Raw genomic sequence first — 22,657 nt, 5'->3', positions numbered from 1 at the left:
GTTATCGTGAACAGTGTTCACCCGTGCGTCCGGCCGCATCGGCTCACCGGGCCGTACCGGCGAGCCGGGCTGTCGTATCCATCCACCCGCCGTATCCGTGGGCGTCATCGCGGGCGCGGCCCTTCCGCCAGGAGTCCCGATGTCCACCACCGGTGTCGCGTCCAGCGAGACGCCCACCGACTCTCCAGCGCCCTACCGGTGGCGCTGGGCAGCACTCTTCGTGATCCTCGCGGCCGAGGTGATGGACCTCCTCGACGCCGTCGTCACGAACATCGCCGGTCCCTCCATGCGGGCCGACCTCGGAGGCGGCGCGTCCACGCTCCAGTGGCTCGCCGCCGCCTACACCCTCTCCATGGCCGTCGGGCTCGTCACCGGCGGCCGGCTCGGCGACATCCACGGCCGCCGCCGGATGTTCATGGTCGGCGCCGCGGGCTTCACCGTCGGCTCGCTGCTGTGTGCCATAGCGGGCTCGCCCGAGATACTCATCGCCGCGCGGGTCGTACAGGGCCTGTTCGGCGCGGTGATGCTGCCGCAGGGCCTCGGCATGATCAAGGAGATGTTCCCTCCGAAGGAGTCGCAGAAGGCGTTCGGCATGTTCGGGCCGGTCATGGGTCTGTCCGCGGTGTGCGGACCGATCCTGGCGGGCTGGCTCGTGGATGCCGACTACTTCGGCACCGGCTGGCGCATGATCTTCCTGATCAACCTGCCGCTGGGCATCGCCGCACTCCTGGGTGCGGCGCGCTATCTGCCGAAGGGCCGCTCCGAGACCAAGCCGAGCCTGGACATCCCCGGCATGCTGCTGGTCTCGCTGGGCGCGATGCTCATCATCTTCCCGCTGGTCCAGGGCCGTGAGTACGACTGGCCGGTGTGGACCTTCGCGATGATGGCCGCCTCGGTCGTCGTGTTCGCCGTCTTCGCCCGCTACGAGTCGAGCCGCAGCCGGGCCGGCCAGGACCCGCTGGTCGTCCCCAGCCTCTTCCGCAAGCGCGGCTTCAGTGGCGGCATGATCCTCGGCCTGGTCTTCTTCTCGACCATGCAGGGCTTCATGCTGGTCTTCAACCTCTACACCCAGATCGGCCTCGGCTACTCCCCGCTCAAGGCGGGCCTGGTCATGGTGCCCTGGTCCGGCGGCATGATCGTCGGCTTCGGCATCGCCCAGGGCGTCGCCCGGTTCGGCCGCGCCGTGCTCCAGGCGGGCACCGTGGTCATGGCGCTCGGCGTGTTCGGCGTGTGGCTGACCCTGGACATGGTGGGCGCGGGCGTCGGCCCCTGGCAGCTCCTGCCCGCGCTGCTCGTCACCGGCATCGGCATGGGCCTGCTCATGGCGCCGTTCTTCGACATCGTCCTCGCCAGTGTCGAGCAGCACGAGACGGGTTCGGCGTCGGGCACCATGACCGCGATGCAGCAGCTCGGCGGCGCCTTCGGCGTGGCCCTCCTGGGCACCGTCTTCTTCGGCCTCCTGGGCGGCGGCATCGCCACCGCCGTCGACCACCGCGCGGACAGTCTGCGTGGACAACTGGCCGCCGCGCACGTCGCCCCGGCCGCGCAGGACCGTGTGGTCGCGGACCTGCGGCACTGCGCCTCCGACCGCGCCGTCGCCAAGGACCCCGAGGCCACCCCGGCGTCCTGCGCCCGTCTGGAGAAGGACACCCGCGCGGCCGTCACCTCCCCGCAGGCCGCTCAGCAGATACCCGACGCGCTGAAGGCCACCGCGTCGTCCGCCTTCGAGAGCGGTTTCGGCTCCGTGATGAAGACGGTGCTGTGGATCGTCGACGGGATGCTCGTCCTGACGTTCCTGCTCTCGTTCCTCCTGCCGCGCCACGCGCGTCCTGAGGAGTCCGCCGGGCACTGATTCCTGGTGACGGGGACGGGACGGCCGGGCGGCTCCTTCGACGGGGCTGTCCGGCCGTTCTGCTCGGCCGTCCCGATCGGCCGTCCTGGCCGGTCGTTCTGTTCGGTCGTTCTGTTCGGAGCGGGCCGCCGTTCCGTGCCGTACGAGGCGCTGGGCGTACGACGGGAGTCGCGTACCGTAACGCCACGCGGGCGGGACGGCGGAGGTCACCACGTCCCGCGGCCCGCGCCGCACCACCCTTGACACCCTTACCGGTCCGGAAGGACGGCCCCGTGCTCACGTCGTACGCAGCCCACTTCGACACCCCCGCCGGGTACCTCGACTTCGCACGGTTCGGGCCGCCGTCGCGGGACGCCGTGGCCGCCACCGCGCGAGCCATGGAGGAGTCCGCGCGTGCCGACCACACCACCGTGGACGGCCTGATGCGCGCGGAGGACACCGCGCGGAACGCTGCCGCGCGCCTGGCGGGGACCGACGCCGCGCACACGGTGCTGCTGCCGAACGCGTCGACGGGCGTGTTCCATGCCGCGCTCGGCGTCCGGGAGGGCGTGGTCCTCGTGCCACGCGGCGACTTCCCCGCCAACCACTATCCGTGGCGCCGCAGCGCGCACCTGGGCCGTGCCACGCCGCGCTGGCTCGATCCGGAGCCGGGTGGCAGGGTCACCCCCGAACTGGTCCGCGTCGCGCTCGCCGATGACGTGGTGGCGCTGTCCGTCAGCGCTGTGGACTTCCGTACGGGGTTCCGGGCCGACCTCGCGGCGCTGCGCGAGGCGATCGGGCCGGACCGGCTGCTGATCGTGGACGCCATCCAGGCGTTCGGCGTGGCCGAACTGCCCTGGGGCGCGGCGGACGTGGTGATCGCGGGCGGCCAGAAGTGGCTGCGCGCGGGCTGGTCCACGGGTTTCGCCACGCTGTCCGACCGAGCGCTGGAGCAGTTGGAGCCGGTCCTCACCGGGTGGACAGGAGTCGAGGACGTGGGCCTCTTCGACGGCGCCGAACACCCGCCCGCCCCCGACGCGCGACGCTGGTCGATCACCAACCTGAGCCCGGTGACCGCCGCCGCGTTCGCGGCCGCGCTGGAGCTGGTCGAACGGCACACGGTCACTGCGATCGAGGCGGCGATCGAGACACGGATCAGCGAACTCACCGAGGTCGTCACGGCCCACGGCGGCCGCGTCCTCTCCCCCACCGACCCGGCGCGCCGCGCGGGGATCCTGTCCTTCACGTTGCCGGATTACGAACCTGGGCTCGTCGCAAAGGCATTGCACGCGGAGGGCGTCACGCCGACGGTACGCACCGACTCGCTCCGTCTCTCCCCCCACGCGTCGACTCCGCCGGAGGCGGTCGGACGGGTGGCGGCCGCGCTGTCGTCGCTGCGCGCACGCCGAGGGCTTTGAGGGGGAGGCACACTCAGCTGCCTACGACACCCGGCAGCCGTTCAGCGCCGCCATTCATAGACACCCGGTGAGGACTGCAGGACCTCGCTCGGCCATTCCTTCCGTACCCGCCCGAGCAGTCTCCGCTGTTCGTCGATCCAACCCTCTTCAAGGTTCATGGGAAGGAACACGGAGACGGACGACCTGCCCGGATCCTCCACATGAACAGCGGGAGTCTCATGCTCTTCGTTGTGCGGCTGGATCCTGATCTCGGGGCTGTGGTCGTCGTCCCTCCAGCAGATGTCCTGCCCTGCGGCGAGGAGATCCAGCGCACGCGACCAGTCGTCCAGGTCGGACGGGAGAAGGGACATGGCCAGTCGACCACTGACGAAGCTGCTCGTGATCAGGACCTCGGCGTCGAGCTGGTCGTGAAGATGCAGCACACCGGGCGCCCGACGCCCCAACACCCGTACCCGGAAGCTGTTGTCGCCGTCCGAGAGGCTGATCAGTTCCACCGTGCGCCCTCTGTGTTGTGGGGAATGTACGTGACTGCCGACAGGGAACATCTTCAGCGGAGCAGGCGGCCCAACACCGCACGAAATCTCTCGCGCCCTGCCATGACGCTCGCGTCCCACATGCCTGAGGCGTCGCCGCTCAGTGAGAGGGACTGCAGTCGTTGTTCCTCGGCGACGAAACCCGCACCCGCCAGGTTCCGGTCCAGCATCCCCATCGCGGTCAGCGCCGCATGGCCGCAGGCCACCGCGTCATCGGCGCTTCCCGAGCCGTGGGCCGGCAGGGCGTACCGCAGGCTGAGGGCAGCGAAGAAGGCGTAGGTGTCGGCGACATCGGTGATCCCCTCCTCGTTCGGTTGCAGCTCCGGGAACCGCTCCAGCCGACGTACGCGCTCGGCGGCGTCGGCGAGGGGTCGGTCGGCGTGCCAAAGGTCGCGAAGGGAGTCGACGTAGAAGTCCAGGTCGGCCTCCCGCCCCGGCTCGTCCGCCCGTAGGCCCACGAACAGCGGCGCCATGCGTTCGACGCAGGCGGCGACATACAGGCGGATCGACTCGTCGTTCCCGTCACGTAGTGCCGCCGCGACGGCCCCCTTCACCAGCGTCTCCACGTCCCGCCCTCATTCGGTTCGACCGGATCGACAGGCTATACAACTCAGTGACGGCCGCCGCTTGACGAGGTTCCCGGCTCCTCATCGCCCTCCGGCGCTTCCACCGGCACCTCCACTTCCACCTCAACCTCCACCGCCGAACAAGGCCGCCCCACGCACGTCAGCACATACCCCTCCGCCCGCTGCTGCTCCGTGAGGCAGTTCGGCGTGCTCATCGCGACCTCGCCGGTGCGGAGGCGGACGACGCACTCGCCGCAGTTGCCCACCGTGCAGGAGTACGGGAGGGGGAGGCCGGCGGTGAGGGCGCCGTCGAGGAGAGTCTGGCCGGGGGTGATGGCGGTGGTGCCGAGAGGGGTGCCGTTGCGAGTGACGGTCAGGGGGTGGGGTACGGCGGCGGACGGCGGTGGCGGGGCGTCGGAGGCCGCCGTGTAGCTCTCCTGGTGGATGCGCTCGGGCGGGATGCCCTGGGCGAGGAGGACTTCGTGGGCAACGGACATCACCGCTTCGGGGCCGCACAGGTAGTAGTGGGCGGAATCAGAGGGCTTCAGGGTCGACAGCCATTCGCCCACCGTCTCGGGGGTGAGTCGGCCTCGGGCTCCGGCCCACGCGGCGGACGGGCGGCTCAGCTGGTGGGTGACCGAGAGGCGTTCGGGGTGGCTTCGCTGGAGGTGGGTCAGGGCGTCCGCGAACAGGACATGGGATGCGTCGCGGTTGGCGTAGAGCAACGACAGCCGGGGGCCGGTCCGTTCGGCGAGTCTCGTGCGGATCATGCTCATCATCGGAGTGACACCGCTTCCGGCGGCGATCATCACCAGGTGGTCGGCGGCAGTCGCGCGGAAGGCGCCGGACGGGCCGAGGACGTTCAGGCAATCTCCGGCGCGTAGGCGGTCGTTGGCGTATGCGGAGAAGAGGCCGTCCTCAACTCTCTTGATCGTGACTTCGAGTGGGGACGAGCCGGGCACCGAACACGCCGAGTAGGCGCGTCGGACCGTACGTCCGTCGATCTCGGCGACCAAGGTGAAGAACTGGCCGGGCTCAAAACGCACCGGCCTGCGACGAGTTCGCGCGTCCGCCAGTACGAGGGTGACCGCGTGCGGTGTCTCCCGGCGCACCTCGGTTACGCGCATACGGCGGCCCGTCGTAGGAACTCCGCTACGGCGGGGCGACCGCCGACGCCCGGAACTCCCGTAGCCCTCCCTGCCCAGTTGGACGCGATAGCCCAGGTCCATCAACACCCGGGTCAGACGAGGGAAGGACGCCAGAGCGGCGACCAGCTTCATCACGAGGGCAGGTGGCGCCCCGGCGGTCTCGGTGGGGTTGGCGGCGGCGTGCCGGGAGGCGAGCGCGATCAGGTTCGGGACGGCGGTGGGGTCGACGTGTGCCGTCGGGCTCCACAGACTCGACCGCGCCACCGCGTCGCTGTGGGCCACCTCCGCGTCGAGCACGTGGATGAGCAGTGCCGCCTGGGGTGCCTGGCCGCGCAGCGACATCGTCTCCAGCAACGCGGGATCGTCGGTGATCGAGGCGTGGCCCGTCAGGCGCAGTACCTCGGCGCAGCCGGGGACGAGGGCCGCGAGGGCGATGCGGTCGTCCTCGAGAAGGTTGTGGAAGGTGTCGGCGCGCTGGTTGCCCTTGCGGTCGGGAAGGACGAGCGTGTGACCGTCCAACACCCGGGCGAATCCGGCGTGATCACCGCGAGGGCTCGTGTCGCCCGCCCCGGAGGCGTCACCCGTCGACAGGACGAGAAAGGGCGACGCGGCCAGGAACGCGCCGACATCGGGGCGACACAGCGGGCCTTCGCTCAACTCGCCCACCGCAGAGGCGATACGAGGCATCGTCGCCGACTCCCACAACCGCGACCGCAACACGCTCCGCCCGCAATGCACGTACCCCTCCCGCACGTTCACCTCCAACCCCGTCTCCCCGCACCCCGTCACCACACCGTTGACCCGCAGCGTCTCCCCCACCCCGGGAAGCAGGAACACGAACGACACACCGCTCCCCCGTGGCGGCGGCTGCTCCGCCACAGCCGCGGGGAGAGCAAGCGAGATCCGCTCCGGCGAGTGCACGCGCAGGAATCCCGCGCGGCCCCCGACGAAGGTCGCCCTGCGGTGCCCCTCGGCGTCCACGTAGCCGAACCCCGCGATCGGAGCGTGCGCCAGGACGGCCACGCAGCCCTCGTCGAGGCGGTCGACCTGCTTCATCATGACCAGCGGAGGCGGGCGCCCGACGGATGCCTCGACCTGCTCCACCGTCGTCATCCGGCGGGATTCCGCGAGACGGGCCGACGTGAGGCGGGCGGAAGCGGGCGTGACGGTCGGACGAGGTGTGTCGCGCATGAGTGAGCCTCTTCGTTCTCCGGGCCTTCGGGCACGGTTCCGAGTGATCCCCCGAGCAATGAGAGAGCGCGTTCGCGCAGCTCATGGCACTATTGTGAGCATCAGCTCATGTTTTCTGCTACTCGCTTTTCCAGCCCGGACGGGAGGCCCCCGTGTCGCACGACCAGCGCCGACTCGAACCACGTCGCAAGCCCCGGCAGGTCCGCGCCGAGCTGACGCGCGGGCGCATCCTCGCGGCGGCTGCTCACGTTTTCGCGGAGTACGGGTACGCGGCCGGCACCACCAACCGCATCGCCGAGCGGGCGCGCGTCTCCATCGGCTCGCTGTACCAGTACTTCCCGAACAAGGACGCGATCCTCACCGAGCTGCTGCTCCAGCACATCGACGGCGCGGGCGCGGCGCAGGAGCAGGACGCCCCGCTTCCGTCCCTGGAGCAGTGCCTGCGCCGTATCGTCCGCCGGGCCGTCGACAACCATCGCGCCGATCCCCAGCTTCTCCGCGTCATGTTCGAAGAGGCGCCGCGTTCGCAGGAGTTGATGGACAAGGTGGCGCGCTACGAGGAGTCCCGGGTCGCGGAGATCCGCGCGCTGCTGGGCCGCCACCCCGAGGTGGCCGTCGCGGATCTGGACACCGCCGCCGCGCTCGTCGTCTCCACGATCGAGCTGGTGACCCACAAGCTGATGGCCGCGCCTCAGGGTGTCGAGGCCGAACGCCTGGAGAACGAACTTGTCGACATGACGACCCGCTACCTCACCGGCCCCGCCTGACCGGACACCCCCTCCGCCCCCACTACGCTCGCGCCCGTACCGCAGCACATCACCACACGGAACGGGAGGTCGGAGGGCCGGGTTCCCGCGCGTTGCCGGTTCCCGGCAATCCTCACTACGCTCCGGTTGATCAACACCGGCAGGAGCACGTCAACGGCGTGCGGAGCGAGGGGGACACGGTGTCGGAGCCTGACGTGGCCGGATTCCTGGGCGAGTACGCCCGTACGCTGACCGAGGTGTCCGTCACCGGGCGCAGGCTCACCCGGGAGGAACTGGAAGAACGGCGCGCACTCGGGGAGCGGGCCGCCGACGCCGGGCACAGCCTGCGCACTCTGGTGCGCGGGCATCTGGCGGCGACCCGCGCGGCCTGGCCGGCCGGTACGCCGGGGAGCGCGGTCGGCGGTGTGCTGGCCGCCGTGGAGCAGGCGGTGGACGCCTTCGCGGAGGGGTACGAGCGGGCGCAGCGCCTGGCGGTGCGTCAGGAAGAGGCGGCGCGGCGGGAGTTCATCGACGACCTGCTGTACGGCCGCAGCGATCTCGGGCGACTCGCCGAGCGGGCCGAGCGGTTCGGGCTCGTCCTCTCCCACGGTCACGCGGTCGCTGTGGCCGAGGGGACGGAAGCGTACGACGACGCCTCCCCCGCCACACGCCGGGTGGAGGCCGCCCTGATCGCGCGGTTCGACCAGCGGCGCATCCTGCTCGCGACGAAGGACGGCAAGCTGATCTGCATCGTGCCCGGCGACGAGGGCGAGATCCTGGACCGTTTCGCGGAGCAGGCGCGATCCACCACCGACTGCGTACGGGTGGCCATCGGGCGGCCCCGGCCCGGCCCGGGCGGTGTCGTGCAGTCGTACGAGGAGGCGCTGAGCACGCTCGATCTCGCCGAGCGGCTGGGGCTGGACGCCCCGGTGGTGCGCGCCGCCGAGCTGCTGGTGTATCCCGTGCTGGCGCGGGACCGGCAGGCGATGGCGGACCTGGTGCTCAGCACGCTGGGACCGTTGCGGGAGGCACGGGGTGGCGCGGAGCCGTTGCTGCGCACGCTGGAGGCGTACTTCGAGTCGGGATGTACGTCGGCCGCGGCGGCCCGGAGACTCGCGCTCAGCGTGCGCGCGCTGACCTACCGACTGGACCGCATACACCAGTTGACCGGCGCCCACCCGGCCGATCCCGTGCACCGGTACACCCTGCAGACCGCCGTCATCGGGGCGCGGCTGCTGAGGTGGCCGGAGGAGGAGCTGTGAGGGAGAGTCGCGGTACGGAAGCGGGGCCCACCGCGCACGGCAGGCCCCGCTTCCCCGACTCCCCCGGTTCTACGGCCTCTTGAGCCGTCAGCCGGTGATCTCCACCTTGCCGTTCGACCGCTCGGCGTGCTCGGCCGGGGCCGCGGCGCGCTCGGTGACGCCCTTCAGGAGCTGGGCGAGGTCGACTCCCGTGGTGGAGCCGAGCAGTTCGAGGCCCTGGGCCACGTTGTCCGCGACCGCGCGCGGGATGCGGCTCGCGCCCTCGGTGGAGATGACCGTCATCTTGTCCACGTTGCTCAGCGGCTCGGACGCCTTGGCGACGACCTCGGGCAGCACCTCGACGAGCATCTGGAGGATGGCCGCGTCGCCGTACTCGCGGTAGGCGTCGGCCTTCTTGAGCATGGCCTCGGCCTCGGCGGCGCCCTTGGCTGTGATCGCCGCGGCCTCGGCGTCGCCCTCCAGGCGGACCGCCTCCGCGATGGCCGCGCGGCGGGAGCGCTCGGCCTCGCCCTGCTTCAGGCCCTCGATGGCCTCCGCCTCGGCCAGCGCGCTGCGGCGCTGCTTCTCGCCCTCACCGGTGAGCCGGGCCCGCTCGGCCTCGGCCTCGGCCGCCGCGATCGCGGCCAGCCGCTCCGCCTCGGCCTGCTTGACGCGGGCGACCCGGCGGGCCTCCGCCTCCTGCTCGGCGGCGTAGCGCTGGGCGTCGGCGGGCTTGCGGACCTGGGTGTCGAGCTGACGATCCGTCAGGGCGGCCTGGCGCTCGGCGACCTTCTCCTGCTGGCCGAGGATCTCCTGCTGGCGGGCGGCCTCGGCGAGCGGTCCGGCGGCGTTGGCGCGGGCGGCGGCCTCGTCGGTCTCCGCCTTGATCTCGGCCTGCTTCAGCGCGAACGTCCGCTGGGCGACGGCGATTTCCTCGGCGGCCTTCAGGCGGGCCTGCTCGGCGGCGCGCTGGGCGACGGCCTCCGCGATGTCGGCCTCCTGCTTGGCGCGGGCGGCCTCGGGGCGGCCGAGGTCCTCCAGGTAGGAGCCCTCGGTGGTGATGTCCTGGATCTGGAAGGCGTCGAGCACCAGGCCCTGGCCGGACAGGCTCGCCTCGGCCTCCTCCGCGACCTGCCCGGCGAACGCGGCGCGGTCCCGGATGACGTCCTCGACCGACATCCGGCCGACGATGGCGCGCAGCGCGCCGGAGAGCACTTCCTGGGTGAAGCCGACGATGCCGTCCTGCTGCATCAGGAACCGCTGGGCGGCGGCGCGGATGGAGTCCTCGCTGCCGCCGACCTTGACGATGGCGACACCGTCCAGGTTGGCCTTCACGCCGCGCAGGGTGACGGCGCCGCGCACCGCGACCGGGATCTGCCGCGAGGACAGGTCGAGGGTGAACCGCTGCTGCACGAACGGCACGACGAACACGCCGCCGCCGACCACGACCTTCTGGCCGCTGTTGTCGGTGAAGACCCGCCCGGTCTCCGGATCGGTGGCCTTCTTGCCCCGGCGCCCGGTGACGATGAACGCCTCGCTCGGACCCGCCACCTTGTAGCGGCTGACGACGACGAGAGCCGTGAGGACGATCAGGACGACGATTCCGACCACGGCGACGACGACTGGACTCATACAGTGCCCCCAGACACATGACACCCCGCGAGGGGGTTGGCAACTCCGGCCCGTGCGGGGCCGGTCGAACGATTACGGGCCGGATCCGTTACCGGCCTACGAGCGGTACGGGCTTGCCGAGCGCGGGAGTTCAGCGCTCGACGGGCCGCACGAGGACGGAGGTCGGCGACGGCGTCGCCTCCACCCAGACCTCGGCGCCGCGCGCCACCGGTACGGCGCTGCGCGCGGCGAACTTCACGCGGTGGCCGCCCAGTTGGAGCAGCACCTCGCCGTAGCCGCCGGCCGGGATGGCCGTGACCACGCTGCCGGAGGTGCCGATGACGTCGTCCCGGGTCGGAGCAGCCGCCGTACGGTCGCGCATCAGCGCGCGGCTGAACCGGTACGTCGGCCAGGCGAGACCCACCCCCGCCGCCGCGCCGATCGCGGTGGCCCCGGCCGGGCCGACGCCGGTGACCGACTGGGCGAGGACCGCGCCGAAACCGGTCATCGCGAGGAAGCCCGCGACGACCGGCAGGGACAGCCATCCGTCGAGCAGGCCGTCCAGCGCGCCGTCGAGCACACCTTCCAGCAGCCCGTCGAAGATCAGCGACAGGACGAGCAGCACGACCCCCGTGATGCCGATTCCGAGAAACCAGGCCATGCGTGCCGTCCCCCTCCCGCCCCGTCGCCGATCTCCGGCTTGACGAAATCTTGACACAAGGGCGGAGGGCTTTTCATTGCCTGGTTCCGGCAGTTTTTACGCTTCTTTTATGCCGCCTTTCGACCGAGGTCGCCGGTCACCCGTCAGGGGGTGTTCAGTCTTCGTCGCCGCCGAGGCTGCGGATGATCGCGGCCGTGAAGGCGTCCAGGTCGCCGGGGTCGCGGGAGGTGATCAGCGTGTTGCCGCCCGCCGTGTCGACGACGACCTCCTTGTCGTGCCAGGTCGCGCCCGCGTTCGTGAGGTCGGGGCGCAGCGAGGGGTACGAGGTCAGCTCGCGCCCCTCGGCCAGCTCGCTGTCCACCAGCAGCCAGGGCCCGTGACAGATCGCGGCGACCGGCTTGCCGTCGCGCGCGAACTCGGCGACGAGCCGGCGCGCGGTGTCGTCGGTGCGCAGCTGATCGGCGTTGAGGGTGCCGCCGGGGACCACCACCGCGTCGTAGTCCGCCGCCGTCACCTCGTCCAGGACGGCGTCGGGGGTGATGCGCTGTCCGGGGTCCTGATCGGAGACCAGGGTCTGCACCGGCTCCGCGCGCTGCGCCGCGACGACGACGTGCGCGCCCGCGTCCAGCAGGGCGGACACCGGCTTGACCAGCTCGTCCTGCTCGGTGCCGTAGTTCGTGGTGAGTACGAGGACGTTCGTGTCTTCGATCGCCATGGTCCGGCCTCCTCCGAGGTGGGGGTTGTCGCCCCTCCGACTGCCCATGCGGGGGAGGCTTATTCAGCCGGGGAATTCCGTCGGCGTCGGGAATGGCGGCGCTCTCTTTGTTCGCCGCCTTCCGCTTTCCACCGGGTGCGGAAATGCCAGCGCGGATCCTCGGCCGCTCTTCCGAGGATCCGCGCTGGAGACAGGGGCCCCGGGAGGGGGATCGGGGCCGGTACTCGCGTGGGATCGTCCACTGGAGCCGCGGAAATCCTGCCGGATCCTGTTTCCGTTTTCCGCGGCCGAGATCCACCTTCCACCCGGGTGCCGGGGAAAGTCAAAGAGGGGTTTCCGAAGACGCGATAGGGCGTGCTTATCGGTCTCCTGAAATGCGCGGGACGCTAGATCGGCTGGGGTTCGAAGTCCCAGTACGGCCGCGCCCGGGAGCGCATGTAGCGGGTCTGGTCGTGGTCGGGGCCGTGGCTGGCGGAGAGGGTGTCGAGGGCGATGCGTTCCAGTGCGGCCGCCTCCTCCGTGCGGCCGAGGGTGCGCAGGTCGAGGGCGAGGCCCGCGCGGAGGTTGGCGGAGAGGACGTGGTGCGCGCCCATCGCGGGGATGGCGCGGCCGAGGGCGTCGCGGCCGAGGTGTGCGGCGCCCTCCACGTCGCCGAGGGCGGCCAGCGCGGCCGCGCTGTTCATGGCGCAGCCCAGCGACCAGACGTGGCCGCGTCCGATGGCCGCCTCCAGTTGCCGTGTCGACTCGTCGGCGAGGTGGGCGGCGGCCTCGGTCTCCCCGTCGTCGAGCATGAGCAGGGCGAGGTTGTTGCGCGCGCCGATGGCGTACGGGTGCAGGGTGCCGAGGCGGGCGGCGTAGGCGCGGGCGGTGGACTCGGCCAGTCCGCGGGCCTTGGTCCGCTCGCCGAGGACGCGGAGCAGCATCGCGTAGTCGAGGTTGACCATGAGCACGTCCGGGTGGTCGGCGCCGCTGAGCACGATGAGCCGCTTGCGGGACTCGCGCATGATGGCGCGGGCCTCCTCGAACTCGGCGTCGCGCCTCAGACACAGGGCGAGGTTGTGCTCGGCCAGCAGGGTCTGGCGGTGGGCCTCGTCGAGGGTCCTGCGCAGCTGGCGCACGTTGTAGTCCTGGAGGCTTCTGGCCTCGGGGAGTCTGCCGAGCAGGCGCAGCATCCGGGCGGTGTAGTAGCCGGACTGGAGGGTGCGCCGGGCCCGGCCGCCGAGGAGGCCGACGCGGCGGTCGTAGACCTCGCGGTGGAGGGTGCAGGATGCCTGGTAGTGGCCCTGGAGGCCGAGGGCGAGGGCGAGGTTGGTGCGGAACTGCAGGGTCTGCGGTACGTAGCGGTCGCCGAGCCAGTCGGTGGCGTTCTGCGCGGCCTCCTCGTACAGGGCGCGTGCCTCGTCGTAGCGGCCCCGGGCCATGAGGGTGGCGCCGAGGTCGTCCTTGGCGCGCAGCAGTTCGAGGCCGCTGTCGACGCCCGTCTCGCCGAGGAGGCCGAGGATGCTCCGGTCGGCCTTCTCGGCCTCCTCGTAGCGGCCGAGGCCGCGCAGCATGCGGGCCTCCTGGTGGGCGGCGGCGAGGACGCGGCTGTCGGTGGGGGCGGAGGTGTCGCGCCAGCGGTCGAGGACGCGGTGGGCCAGGTCATAGCCGTCCTGGTACTCGCCGCGTACGCGGAGGTAGTCGAGGCAGTTCAGCAGGAGTTGACGTACGTCGCCGTCGTCGGAGTCGAGGGCGCCGGAGGGTTCGAGGTGGGGCAGGATCTCGGCGTAGCGGTGCCAGTTGCGCGGTGCGCCGGGCTCACCGGGGTCGGAGGCGACCAGGACGCGGGCGGCGGTGGCGGCGTACTCGCGTTCCATTTCGGGGGTGAGGTTCGCGCGGATGAAGCGGCGGAAGCTGCGGTGCATCCGCAGGGAGACGATGCTGGTGGTGTCCTGCCGGGCCTCGGTGGCGAACTCCACGCGCATGGAGGCGAGTTCGGAGATGGTGAGCAGGGCCGCGTCCCAGTTGCCGGGTTGGCTGACCGACCCGGCGAGATGGGCGGGCAGATCGCTGGGGCGTGCGGCGCGCAGCAGCGGGACGGGCAGCATGTCGGGCGAGAAGAAGGTGAGCAGGAGCAGCAGTTCGTGCACGGCCGGGGAGCGGGCGGCCAGGGAGGCGAGGGTGCGCGCCCAGACCTGGCGATGGGCCGGGGGCACCGCCACGGGGGTCTCGGGGTCCGGGTCCGTGGGTTCGCCTGCCCTGATGGAGGTCAGATAGCGGGGGATGTCGGCGGCGGGGTGGGCGTCGATCCAGGCCGCGCTCTGGTCGATGACGAGCGGGAGGTCGCCGAGGGCGGCGGCGAGTTCACCGGCCTGGGCCTCGGTCATGCGGGGTGCGCGGCGGCAGGCGAAGGCGACGCTCTCGTCCCGGTCGAAGGGCGGCAGTTCGCGCGGGCGGGCGCCGTGCCGGGACCACGCGGTGTTCTGCGCGGTGAGCAGGATCTGGCCCCGGCCCTCGGGGAGCAGCGGGGCGATGCCGTCGATGTCCTCGGCGCCGTCGAAGATGACGAGCCAGCGGCCCTTCTCGTCCTTCTTCAGCGCGTCCTGCACCGCCTCGATCTGCCCGGTGAGCTGGTCGCCCTCGCTCAGGCCGACCTCGCGGGCGAGCGCCGCGAAGCCCTCCCGGGCGGCGGCCTTGGTCGCGGAGGGCACCCACCAGATGAGGTCGTACTCGCTGGCGAACCGGCGCGCGTACTCCCCCGCGGCCTGGCTCTTGCCGACGCCGGGCGGTCCGTGCAGCAGGACGCGGCGGCCGTATCCGGCGTTGAGGGTGTCGTGCACGTCGTTGAGCAGGACCTCGCGGCCGGTGAAACGGGGGTTGCGGCGGGGGCTGTTGGTGACGTCGGGCGGGTCCTCGGGGTAGCGGGGGCCCTCGTCCCGGCGGGTGTACGGGGTGCCGGGGCTGAGGCCCACCTCCGCGAGGACGCGGCGCCGGGCCTCCTCGGGGCCGATGCCGCGCAGGGTGACGGCGCCGAGGCTCACGGCCTCGTCGGGCAGGGCGCGGGTGGTCACGGTGACCGCGCCGACCCGGTCGTGCAGGCGGGGCATCACCTGGCGCAGCACCTGGGCCCACTGCTGGTTGCGTCCGGTGTCGAAGCGCAGGTACCAGTCGTCCAGGACGAGCAGGACGCGTCCGGGGCGGCCGAAGAAGTCCTCCAGGGCCGCCATGTCGGGCAGCGGGCTCAGCGGGGACCAGCGCACATGGGTGACCGGGCAGTCCTCCTGGCCGAGCACCCAGGCGATCCACTGCGCCCAGCCGTTGCTCACCCCGGCGTAGACGAGCGAGACGGGCGGCGGGGTGGTCGAGTGTCCCGCGTTCATGGGCAGGCTCCCGGTGGGCGGTGGCGGAAGGCGGCGGCTCGCTTCCGATCGAGCAACAAATACCCTGGTTTGTCAATGAGTTGGCATACGAGTTGACGCGGCGGGGCTTCCGCAGCGGGCCCCGCTCACAGCGGCTGCGGTTCGAAGTCCCAGTACGGGCGCAGCCGCCGCTGGGCGTCGCGGGTGTGCGGGTGCTGGGGTCCGAGGGTGTCGCCGAGGGTGCGGACGGCCTCCCGTTCGTGGGGCGCGGCCTCCTGCGCGCGGCCGAGGGCGCGCAGGTCGTCGGCGAGCGCGGTGCGGGCCGACAGGGTGAGCGGGTGGGCGGCCCCGAGGGCGCGGGCGGCGCCGCGTACGGTCTCGCGGCTGAGTTCCCAGGCGCCGTCGACCTCGTAGGCGAGGCTGCGCGCCCCGCTGAGGTTGAGCGCGCAGCCGAGGGTCCAGGGGTGGTCGCGGCCGACGGCCTCGGCCATGTCGTGGTGGACCCGTTCGGTGAGGTGCAGGGCGAGCCGGTGGTCGCCGGTGTGGATGACGGCGAGCGCGAGGTTGCCGAGGGCGCCGATGGTGTACGGGTGGTGGGGCCCGAGGAGTTCCTCGTACCGCCGGGCGACGGACTCGGCGGCGCGCAGGGCGCTGCTCAACTCGCCGTGTTCCCTGAGGAAGGTGGACTGGTCGGCCTCCACCACGAGGGTGTCGGGGTGCAGCGGGCCGAGCACCTGGGCGGCGCGCCGGGCGGCACTGGCCAGCCGTTCCCCGCCCTCGGGGATGTCCCCGGCCCGGCGCCGGGAGACGCCGAGTTGGTGGTCGGCCATGATGGACTGCGGATGACGTTCGTCGGAGGTCTGGCGCAGGGTGCGGACGATCTGTTCGAGGCGGGAGACGGACTCGGGGTAGTCGCCGAGCAGGCGGATGAGCCGCGCGTAGACGGTGCCGGAGTGCAGGGTGAGGTGGTGGCGGGAGCGCAGGCGGCGCTGCCGTGTCTGGAGGACGTCGCGGTGGATGGCGCGGGCCTCGCCGTAGCGGCCGAGCAGGAGCAGGGCGAGGCCCTGGTTGTGACGGGCGGCGAGGGTCTGCGGGGCCTCGGTGCCGAACTGGTCGGCGAAGCGGGCGGCAGCCTCCGTGAACAGCTCGCGGGCCTGCGGGAAGCGGCCGAGGGCGAGCAGGGTGCTGCCGAGTCCGTCCTTGGCGCGCAGCAGCTCGGGGTGGTCGTCGGGGCGTACGGCGGTGAGCTGGGCCACGACCGAGCGGCCGAGCCGTTCGGCCTCGGTGTAGCGGCCGGCCAGGCGGAGCAGTCCGCCGAGTTTGTTGCGCAGGGCGAGCAGGGCGCCGTGGGCGGGGTCGAGGGCGCGTTCCCAGTGGGCGAGGACCTCGTCGCAGAGCTTCAGGGCGGTGCGGTACTCGCCGCGCAGGCGCAGGTATTCGACGCAGTTGAGGACGAGTTCCTGTACGGCCTGGCGCGGGGAGTCGAAGGCTCCGGCGAAGCCGAGGTGCGGGATGAGCAGGGCGTAGCGTTCCCAGTCGCGGGTGTCGGAGGGGCGCCGGGGGTCGGCGCCGACCAGCACCTGGCAGGCGGTGTCGGCGTACGACCGGCGCTCGTCCTCGGTCAGTGACTCGCGCAGGAAGCGCTGGTAGAGGCGGTGCATCCGGACCTGTTCGACGGCCGGGTTCTCGGCCAGTTCCTGTTCGTAGTCCAGGCGTACGGCGGTGTACTCGGAGAGTCGGCGCAGCGCGAGGTGCCAGGAGCGGGGGTCGCGGACCAGGGCGTCGAGGGAGGCGGGCAGGTCGCCGTAGCGGACCTCGGTGAGCAGGCGGACGGGGATCTCGCCGGGGGCGAAGAAGGCGAGGAGGTTGAGGAGTTCGGCGGCTTCGGGATTGCGGGCGCGCAGGGTGCCGAGGGTGGTGGACCAGGCGGTGCGGAAGCCGGGCGGGTATTCCGTGTCGTCGGGGGTGCCGGGTTCGGGGGTGGCGCGCAGGGTGCCGAGGTAGTCGGCGGCCGGTACGTCGTTGGCGGCGAGCCACGCGGCGGTCTGGGCGAGCAGCAGCGGCAGGTCGAGGACGGCGTCGGCGAGTTCGTCGGCCTCCTCCACGGTGAGCCGGGGCACGCGGCGGCGCACATAGGCGACGCTCTCGGTCCGGGTGAAGGCGCTGATGTCGATGACGCGGGTGCCGGGTACGTCCGTCCAGTCCCGGGTCCCGGCGGTGAGCAGGACGTGGGCGCGGTGGTCCGGGAGCAGATCGGCGAGCTGGGCGGGGTCCTCGGCGCCGTCGAAGACCAGCAGCCAGCGGCCCGGGGCGGCGGCGCGGGCGGCCTCGTGGACGGCCCTGATCCGCTCGCCGATGCGTTCGCCCACCGGCAGACCGAGGCGGGGCGCGAGCGCGGCGACACGTTCGCGGGCCTTGGCGCGGTGGGTGGCGTCGATCCACCAGACGACGTCGTACTCGCTGCCGAAGCGGTGGGTGTATTCGACGGCGATCTGGGTCTTGCCGGTGCCGCTGACGCCGTGAAGCACGATCCGGGTGTCGGCGCCTTCGGTACTTCCGGCGGTGAACGAGGCGCGCAGGCGCTCCAGTTCGGGGTCGCGGCCGGTGAAGCGGGCGTTGCGGCGGGGGGTGTCGAAGACCTCGGGGGGCTCGTTGGGGAAGCGGGGGGCGGTGGCGGCGCGGGGCAACGGCGCGGTGTCGATGGACAGTTCGCGCAGCACCCGGCGGGCCGCCTCCTGCTCGTCCAGGTCGTGGAGGTCGGCGGGGCCCAGCAGGGCGACGGCGCGGGGTACCGGCCGGGTGGCGACGGTGACGGCGGCGAGCCGGTCGGCGTGGCGGGGCACGGTGCGGCGCAGGACGCGGTCCCAGTCGTGGGCGGCGATGGGTCCGAGGCCGAAGTACCAGTTGTCCAGGACGAGAAGGAGCCGTCCGGGGGTGTCGAGCAGGGCGGCGAACTCGTCCTCGAAGGGCACGTCCACGCGGGGGTCGAAGCGGGTCAGGGTGACGTCGTGGCCGCGTGCGGTCAGCTGGTGGGCGATCCAGGCGGCCCAGGGCCGGTTGTATCCGGCGTAGCTGATCGTGATGTGCCGGTCGTCGTGCTCGCTCCGGCTGTCCATGCGCCTGCTCCCCTCGTGGGCGCTTCATGTGATGGTGCGTCAGATGGGTTGGGGTTCGAAGTCCCAGTGGGGGCGGCGTAGTTCCTCGGCGGACTTGGTGTGGGGGTGCTGGGGGCCGAGGGTCTCGCGCAGCCGGGTCACGGTGTCCCGGCGGATGTCCTCGGCCTCGTCGGCGCGGCCGAGGGCGCGCAGGTCGCAGGCGTGGGCGGTGGCGGCGGCCAGGGTGAGGGGGTGGCTCTGCCCCAGGCGGTCCGCGGCGGCGGCGCGCAGGCTGGTGTCGTGGGCCAGGGCGGCGGGGGTCTGGTCGGAGTGGGCGAGCCGGGCGGCGAGGTTGAGCCGGGTACCGAGGGTCCAGGGGTGTTCGTCGCCGACGGCGCGGGCCATGAGCTGCCAGGCGGTGTGGGCGGAGCCCTCGGCCTCGCCGTGTTCGTCGCCGTCGGCCCACTGGGCGAGGGCGAGGTTGCCGAGCGCTCCGGCGGTGTAGGGGTGGTCGGGGCCGAGGAGGCGCAGATAGCGGTCGTAGAGGGTGCGGGCGAGGTCGTGGGCCTCGCGGGGGGAGGTGTCGCGCAGCAGGGTGGCGCGGTCGGAGACCATCATGAGGGTGTCGGGGTGGAGTTCGCCCTGGATCTGCCGGCACCGGGCGACGACGCTGGTGAACAGGGCGGTGGCTTCCTCCAGTCGGCCGTCGCGGCGCAGGCACTGGGCGAGGTTGTGCTCGGCGCGCAGGGTCTGGGGGTGGTCGGGGCCGAGGACGCGGCTGTGCAGGGTGGCGTTGCGTCGCTGGAGGGCGAGGGCCTGGCGGTAGCCGCCGAGGAGCCGGGTCATCCAGGCGAGGCAGAGGCCGGAGTAGAGGGTCTCGTAGTGGTCGGGGCCGAGTTCGCGGTCGCGCTGCCCGTGCAACTCCTGATGTATCTCCAGGGATTGGGCGTACTGACCGAGGAGTCCGAGGGTGAGGGCCATGTTGCTCCTGGCCATGAGGGCGCGTGGTCCCTCGCCGCCGGGACGGCTCGTGTGGCCGCGCCAGACCTCCTCGAAGAGTTCGCGGGAGCGCTCGAACCGGCCGAGGGCCATCAGGGTGCCGCCGAGGCCGTCCTTGGCGCGCAGCAACTCGGGGTCGTCGGGGGCGCGGGTGCCGGTCAGGGCGTCGAGGACGTCGCGGCCCACGGCTTCGGCGTCCCGGTAACGGCCCACCCGGCGCAGGAGGTTGGCGTACTGGTGGATCAGGACGAGCATGTCGGCGTCGTCCTGGTCGTGGCGGGGGCGCCAGCGGGTGACCGCCTGCTGGCACAGCCGCAGCCCCGTGTCGTACTCGCCGCGCAGCCGCAGGGTGTCGACGCAGTCGAGGACCAGGCGGCGGACGCCGGGTTCGTCGCGGTCGAGGGTGCCCGCGTAGTCGAGGTGTGGGACGAGCGCGGAGTACGTGCTCCACTCGCGCCGGTCGGCCGGGCGGCCGGGGTTGGCGGCGGCGAGCACTCCGCTGGCGGCGGCGGAAAGCTCGCTGCGGCGGTCGCGGCTGAGCCCCGCGTGCACGAAGCGGTGGTAGAGGCGGTGCATCTGGGCGGATTCGACGCCGTACTCCAGGGACGGGTCCTGGGTGTAGCTGAGGTGGATGGCGGTGAGGTCGGCGAGGGCGGCCAGCGCGCTCTGCCAGCGGGTGGCGTCGGTGACGGTGCGGGCGAGGCTGCCGGGCGGGAAGACACCGGCCGGGGCGGCGGCGATGAGGCGCAGCGGGATCGCGTCCGGGGAGAACAGCACCATGAGCTCGATGAGTTCGGCCGCCTCGGGGTTGCGCCGGCGCAGCAGGTTGAGCAGCAGGCCCCAGGAGCGGACGAACCCGACCGGGTAGTCGTCCTCGGTCCGCACCTCCAGTTCCTGCGGGGACTGCCCCTGGAGGGCGTCCAGGTAGGCGTCGACGGGTTCGGCGGGGTTGGCGATGAGCCAGGCGGTGGTCTGGGCGAGGACGAGGGGCAGGTCCTGGGCGGCCTCGGCGAGGGCGCGGGCCTGGGTCTCGGTGGCCCGGGGGACGCGGCGGCGGATGAAGGCGGCGCTCTCGTTCCGGGTGAACGGGCGGACGGTGTACTCCTGGAAGCCGAGCAGCCCGGACCAGTCGCGGCTGAGGCTGGTGATCAGCACGTCGCCGGGTCCGTCGGGCAGGAGGTCGCGGATCGCGCCCACGTCGTCGGCGCCGTCGAAGATCAGCAGCCAGCGCCTGCGAGGTCCGGTGCGGGCGCGCAGGGCGGCGTGCAGGGCGCGGATGCGTTCGCCCGCGTCGCGGGCCACCGGCAGTTCCAGATGGGCGGCGAGGGCGGCGAACTCCTCGCGGGCGGTGGCGCGTTCACCGGCGGTGACCCACCACACCACGTCGTAGCCGTCGCCGTAGCGGTGCGCGTACTCGGTGGCCAGGTGGGTCTTGCCGACGCCGGAGATGCCGTGCAGGACGACACGGGCGCCGGTGCCTGCCGGTCCGGGTTCGGCGAGGAGTTCGGAGAGTTCCTCCAGGTCGTCCTTGCGGCCGGTGAAGTAGCCGTTGCGCCGGGGTGCCTCGCGGACCTGGGGCGGGTCGTTGGGGAAGCGGGGGCCGTCCGGGACGGGGTCCTCGCCGGGGTCGATGCCGAGCCGCCGGAGGATCCTGTCGCGGGCCTCGCTCTCGTCGAGTCCGGCCACGTCGACGGGGCGCAGCACCTCCATGGCGCCGGGCAGCGGTTCGTAGGACAGGGCGAGGGCGGCGAAGCGTTCGCGGTGGGGGCGGACGACCTGGCGGAACGCCTCGGACCAGTCGGCCTCGTCGTGCAGGTCGGGGCGGAGCGCGCGTTCGTTGACCAGGAGCAGCACGCGGCCGGGGGCGGCCAGCAGGGCGCCGAGGGATTCGGCGGGGGTGCGCGGGGCGGTGTCCCAGTGCAGCCGGGTGGTGGTGCAGCCCGCGCGTTCGAGCTGGTGGGCGGTCCACAGGGCCCAGGGGCGGCTCTCCCCGGCGTAGCAGATGCTGATGTGCCCGGTGCCGGTGCGCCGTCCGGTGCCGTCCTCGGCGGGGTCCGCGGCGGAGACGGGATCGAGGTCGGGAAGGGGGGTGGTGTCGGGCTGGAGGACGGCCGGGGCGGGCAGCCGGTAGGTGGCGCCGTCGGCGGTGTGCAGTCGGCCCCCGGCGGGGCCGACCCACTCCTCGACGGTGGCGTCGCGGCCGACGAGGATGGTCCGTACGGAGTTCGCGGTGACCAGTTCGACCACGCGTGGATCGGAGTCCGGCACCGTGATCGCGAACTGCCCGGCGTCGAAAGGGCTGTCGCTGAGCGTCAGTACGGGCCCGTTCCAGCCGAGGTGGAGCGCGGCCGTCGGCAGCCCGTGCGCGATGACGGCGACGTCGGCGAGGGCCAGCCGGTCGGGCCGGGCGCCCTCGGGGGGTTCGGTGGCCAGGCGTACGGCGGAGAGGGTGAGCAACTGCCAGGCGGTGGTGGAGCGTTGGACCCGCTCGGGCAGCGTCTCCCACGCCTCGGTGAACCAGCGGGCGACGCCGTCGCGTTCCTCCTCGACCAGCGCGCGCAGCGCGGGCCGCAGCGCCTCCTCGATCAGCGGGGCGGCGTCGGGACGCCCGCTGACGGCCTGCCAGGTCGCGGCCTCCTGGGCGCGCATGGCCGGGGAGGCGCCCGCGCGGACCCGCTCGAAGGTGGGCCACAGCCGGTGGACGGGGTCGTCCTCGCCCGCCCGCGCCAGCCGTTCGGTGAGTTCGGCGCGCAGCTCGTCCAGGAGCGCGGGGTTCAGTACGACATGGCCGAAGCCCGGGTGGGTGACCAGGTCGCCGAACCAGAGGTCGACCTCCGCCGACACGTCGAGTCCGGGCGCCACGCGCAGCCGTACGGCCCGCATCAGTTCCGGTTCGATCCGGGCGGCAATGCTGAGCAGCACCGCGAGGGTGCGGCCCGGCCGCTCGGCCGCGCTCAACGCCGGGCCCCCAGCGCCTTGCCGACGGTGGTGCCGCGGTCCCAGCTGAGCAGGGGCAGCAGCGAGCGCGCCCAGCGCGGCCAGTACCGCTCGGGCAGCGGGATCAGGGCCACGGGTTCGCAGCCGCGCTGGCGGATGGTGGTGACGGTGGCGCGCCATTCACGTTCGGTGGCCCGCCAGGGGTTGAGCGGCGGGCCGCCCGCGCCGAGGTCGGAGAGGATCAGCACCCGCCCCCCGGGCCGGGGCGGGCGGTACGGCCGCTGCCAGGTGGACCTCGGTCCGGGGCCCGCGCCGCGCAGCGGCACGTCGGCGAAGCGCAGGACCTGGGTGCCCGCGACCCCGGCGAGCGCGCGGACGTGGGCGATCACGTCCTCCACGTCGCGGGCGAAGGGCTCCATGGCGCGGGAGGTGTCGGCGAGGATCTGCACCCCGTGGCGGAGGGTGGACAGCGGCAGCCGGGGTATCGCGGTCAGCGGGCGGGCGCGGGAGAGTTCCTCGGTGGCCCGGTCCACGTCGAGTTCTCCCTCGGGGCTGACCCGGGAGAGGACCATGGTGAGCAGGGCGGCGGTGGAGCGGGGGGCGAGCAGCGGCAGGTGCGGGGGGCGC

The 22,657-nt window shown here is 72.7% G+C and carries 14 protein-coding genes; 4 read left to right on the top strand and 10 right to left on the bottom strand.

Features of this window, described 5'->3' with window-relative positions; translation table 11 throughout:
* The first annotated feature begins 139 nt into the window (after positions 1-139).
* Positions 140-1,852, top strand: a complete 1,713-nt coding sequence (locus tag GTW40_RS02580; protein WP_161178505.1) for an MFS transporter — start codon at positions 140-142, stop codon at positions 1,850-1,852.
* A gap of 272 nt (positions 1,853-2,124) precedes the next feature.
* Positions 2,125-3,249 carry an aminotransferase class V-fold PLP-dependent enzyme gene (locus GTW40_RS02575; RefSeq protein WP_161178504.1) on the top strand — a complete coding sequence of 375 codons (1,125 nt, stop codon included), beginning with the start codon at positions 2,125-2,127 and terminating at the stop codon, positions 3,247-3,249.
* Between the two features lie 41 nt (positions 3,250-3,290).
* On the opposite strand, the gene GTW40_RS02570 is transcribed toward GTW40_RS02575, so the two are convergent.
* The 3 genes from GTW40_RS02570 to GTW40_RS02560 are packed head-to-tail and all read right to left on the bottom strand — an operon-like array spanning position 3,291 to position 6,687.
* Positions 3,291-3,743, bottom strand: a complete 453-nt coding sequence (locus GTW40_RS02570) for a DUF5959 family protein (RefSeq protein ID WP_343245601.1) — start codon at positions 3,741-3,743, stop codon at positions 3,291-3,293.
* Positions 3,744-3,796: 53 nt separating this feature from the next.
* The gene (locus GTW40_RS02565) at positions 3,797-4,348 is read right to left on the bottom strand and encodes a hypothetical protein (RefSeq protein ID WP_343245600.1); all 552 of its coding nucleotides are present in this window, start codon (positions 4,346-4,348) and stop codon (positions 3,797-3,799) included.
* A gap of 44 nt (positions 4,349-4,392) precedes the next feature.
* On the bottom strand, positions 4,393-6,687 hold the full coding sequence (locus tag GTW40_RS02560; RefSeq protein WP_161178502.1) for a 2Fe-2S iron-sulfur cluster-binding protein: 2,295 nt from the start codon (positions 6,685-6,687) through the stop codon (positions 4,393-4,395).
* A gap of 152 nt (positions 6,688-6,839) precedes the next feature.
* Between GTW40_RS02560 and GTW40_RS02555 the strand changes: the two genes are divergently transcribed.
* Together GTW40_RS02555 and GTW40_RS02550 are read left to right on the top strand one after the other, a co-directional pair.
* On the top strand, positions 6,840-7,454 hold the full coding sequence (locus tag GTW40_RS02555; protein ID WP_161178501.1) for a TetR/AcrR family transcriptional regulator: 615 nt from the start codon (positions 6,840-6,842) through the stop codon (positions 7,452-7,454).
* 179 nt (positions 7,455-7,633) lie between these two features.
* Entirely contained in the window at positions 7,634-8,695 is a 1,062-nt protein-coding gene (locus GTW40_RS02550) for a helix-turn-helix domain-containing protein (protein WP_161178500.1), read from the top strand.
* Positions 8,696-8,782: 87 nt separating this feature from the next.
* On the opposite strand, the gene GTW40_RS02545 is transcribed toward GTW40_RS02550, so the two are convergent.
* The 7 genes from GTW40_RS02545 to GTW40_RS02515 form a co-directional block, all read right to left on the bottom strand.
* On the bottom strand, positions 8,783-10,306 hold the full coding sequence (locus GTW40_RS02545) for a flotillin family protein (protein WP_161178499.1): 1,524 nt from the start codon (positions 10,304-10,306) through the stop codon (positions 8,783-8,785).
* A 130-nt stretch (positions 10,307-10,436) separates the two neighbouring features.
* Positions 10,437-10,946 (bottom strand): hypothetical protein, encoded by a 510-nt coding sequence (locus GTW40_RS02540; RefSeq protein ID WP_161178498.1) that lies wholly within the window; start codon positions 10,944-10,946, stop codon positions 10,437-10,439.
* A gap of 154 nt (positions 10,947-11,100) precedes the next feature.
* Positions 11,101-11,661 (bottom strand): type 1 glutamine amidotransferase domain-containing protein, encoded by a 561-nt coding sequence (locus tag GTW40_RS02535; protein WP_161178497.1) that lies wholly within the window; start codon positions 11,659-11,661, stop codon positions 11,101-11,103.
* Between the two features lie 386 nt (positions 11,662-12,047).
* Positions 12,048-15,020: an FxSxx-COOH system tetratricopeptide repeat protein gene (gene fxsT, locus GTW40_RS02530; RefSeq protein WP_161178496.1), complete on the bottom strand. Its 2,973-nt coding sequence runs from the start codon at positions 15,018-15,020 to the stop codon at positions 12,048-12,050.
* A 125-nt stretch (positions 15,021-15,145) separates the two neighbouring features.
* Positions 15,146-18,115 carry an FxSxx-COOH system tetratricopeptide repeat protein gene (fxsT, locus tag GTW40_RS02525; protein ID WP_161178495.1) on the bottom strand — a complete coding sequence of 990 codons (2,970 nt, stop codon included), beginning with the start codon at positions 18,113-18,115 and terminating at the stop codon, positions 15,146-15,148.
* 39 nt (positions 18,116-18,154) lie between these two features.
* The gene (gene fxsT, locus GTW40_RS02520) at positions 18,155-22,051 is read right to left on the bottom strand and encodes an FxSxx-COOH system tetratricopeptide repeat protein (RefSeq protein ID WP_237525295.1); all 3,897 of its coding nucleotides are present in this window, start codon (positions 22,049-22,051) and stop codon (positions 18,155-18,157) included.
* Positions 22,048-22,657 (bottom strand): hypothetical protein (locus GTW40_RS02515; protein WP_161178494.1); only part of this gene is annotated, 610 nt, incomplete at its 5' end. The genes GTW40_RS02515 and fxsT (GTW40_RS02520), both read right to left, overlap by 4 nt.

The sequence above is a fragment of the Streptomyces sp. SID4985 genome (genome assembly GCF_009863025.1).
Taxonomy (GTDB): Bacteria; Actinomycetota; Actinomycetes; order Streptomycetales; family Streptomycetaceae; genus Streptomyces.
The sequence above is the reverse complement of the archived record's forward strand: the minus strand, read 5'-3'. Positions and strand labels throughout refer to the sequence as shown.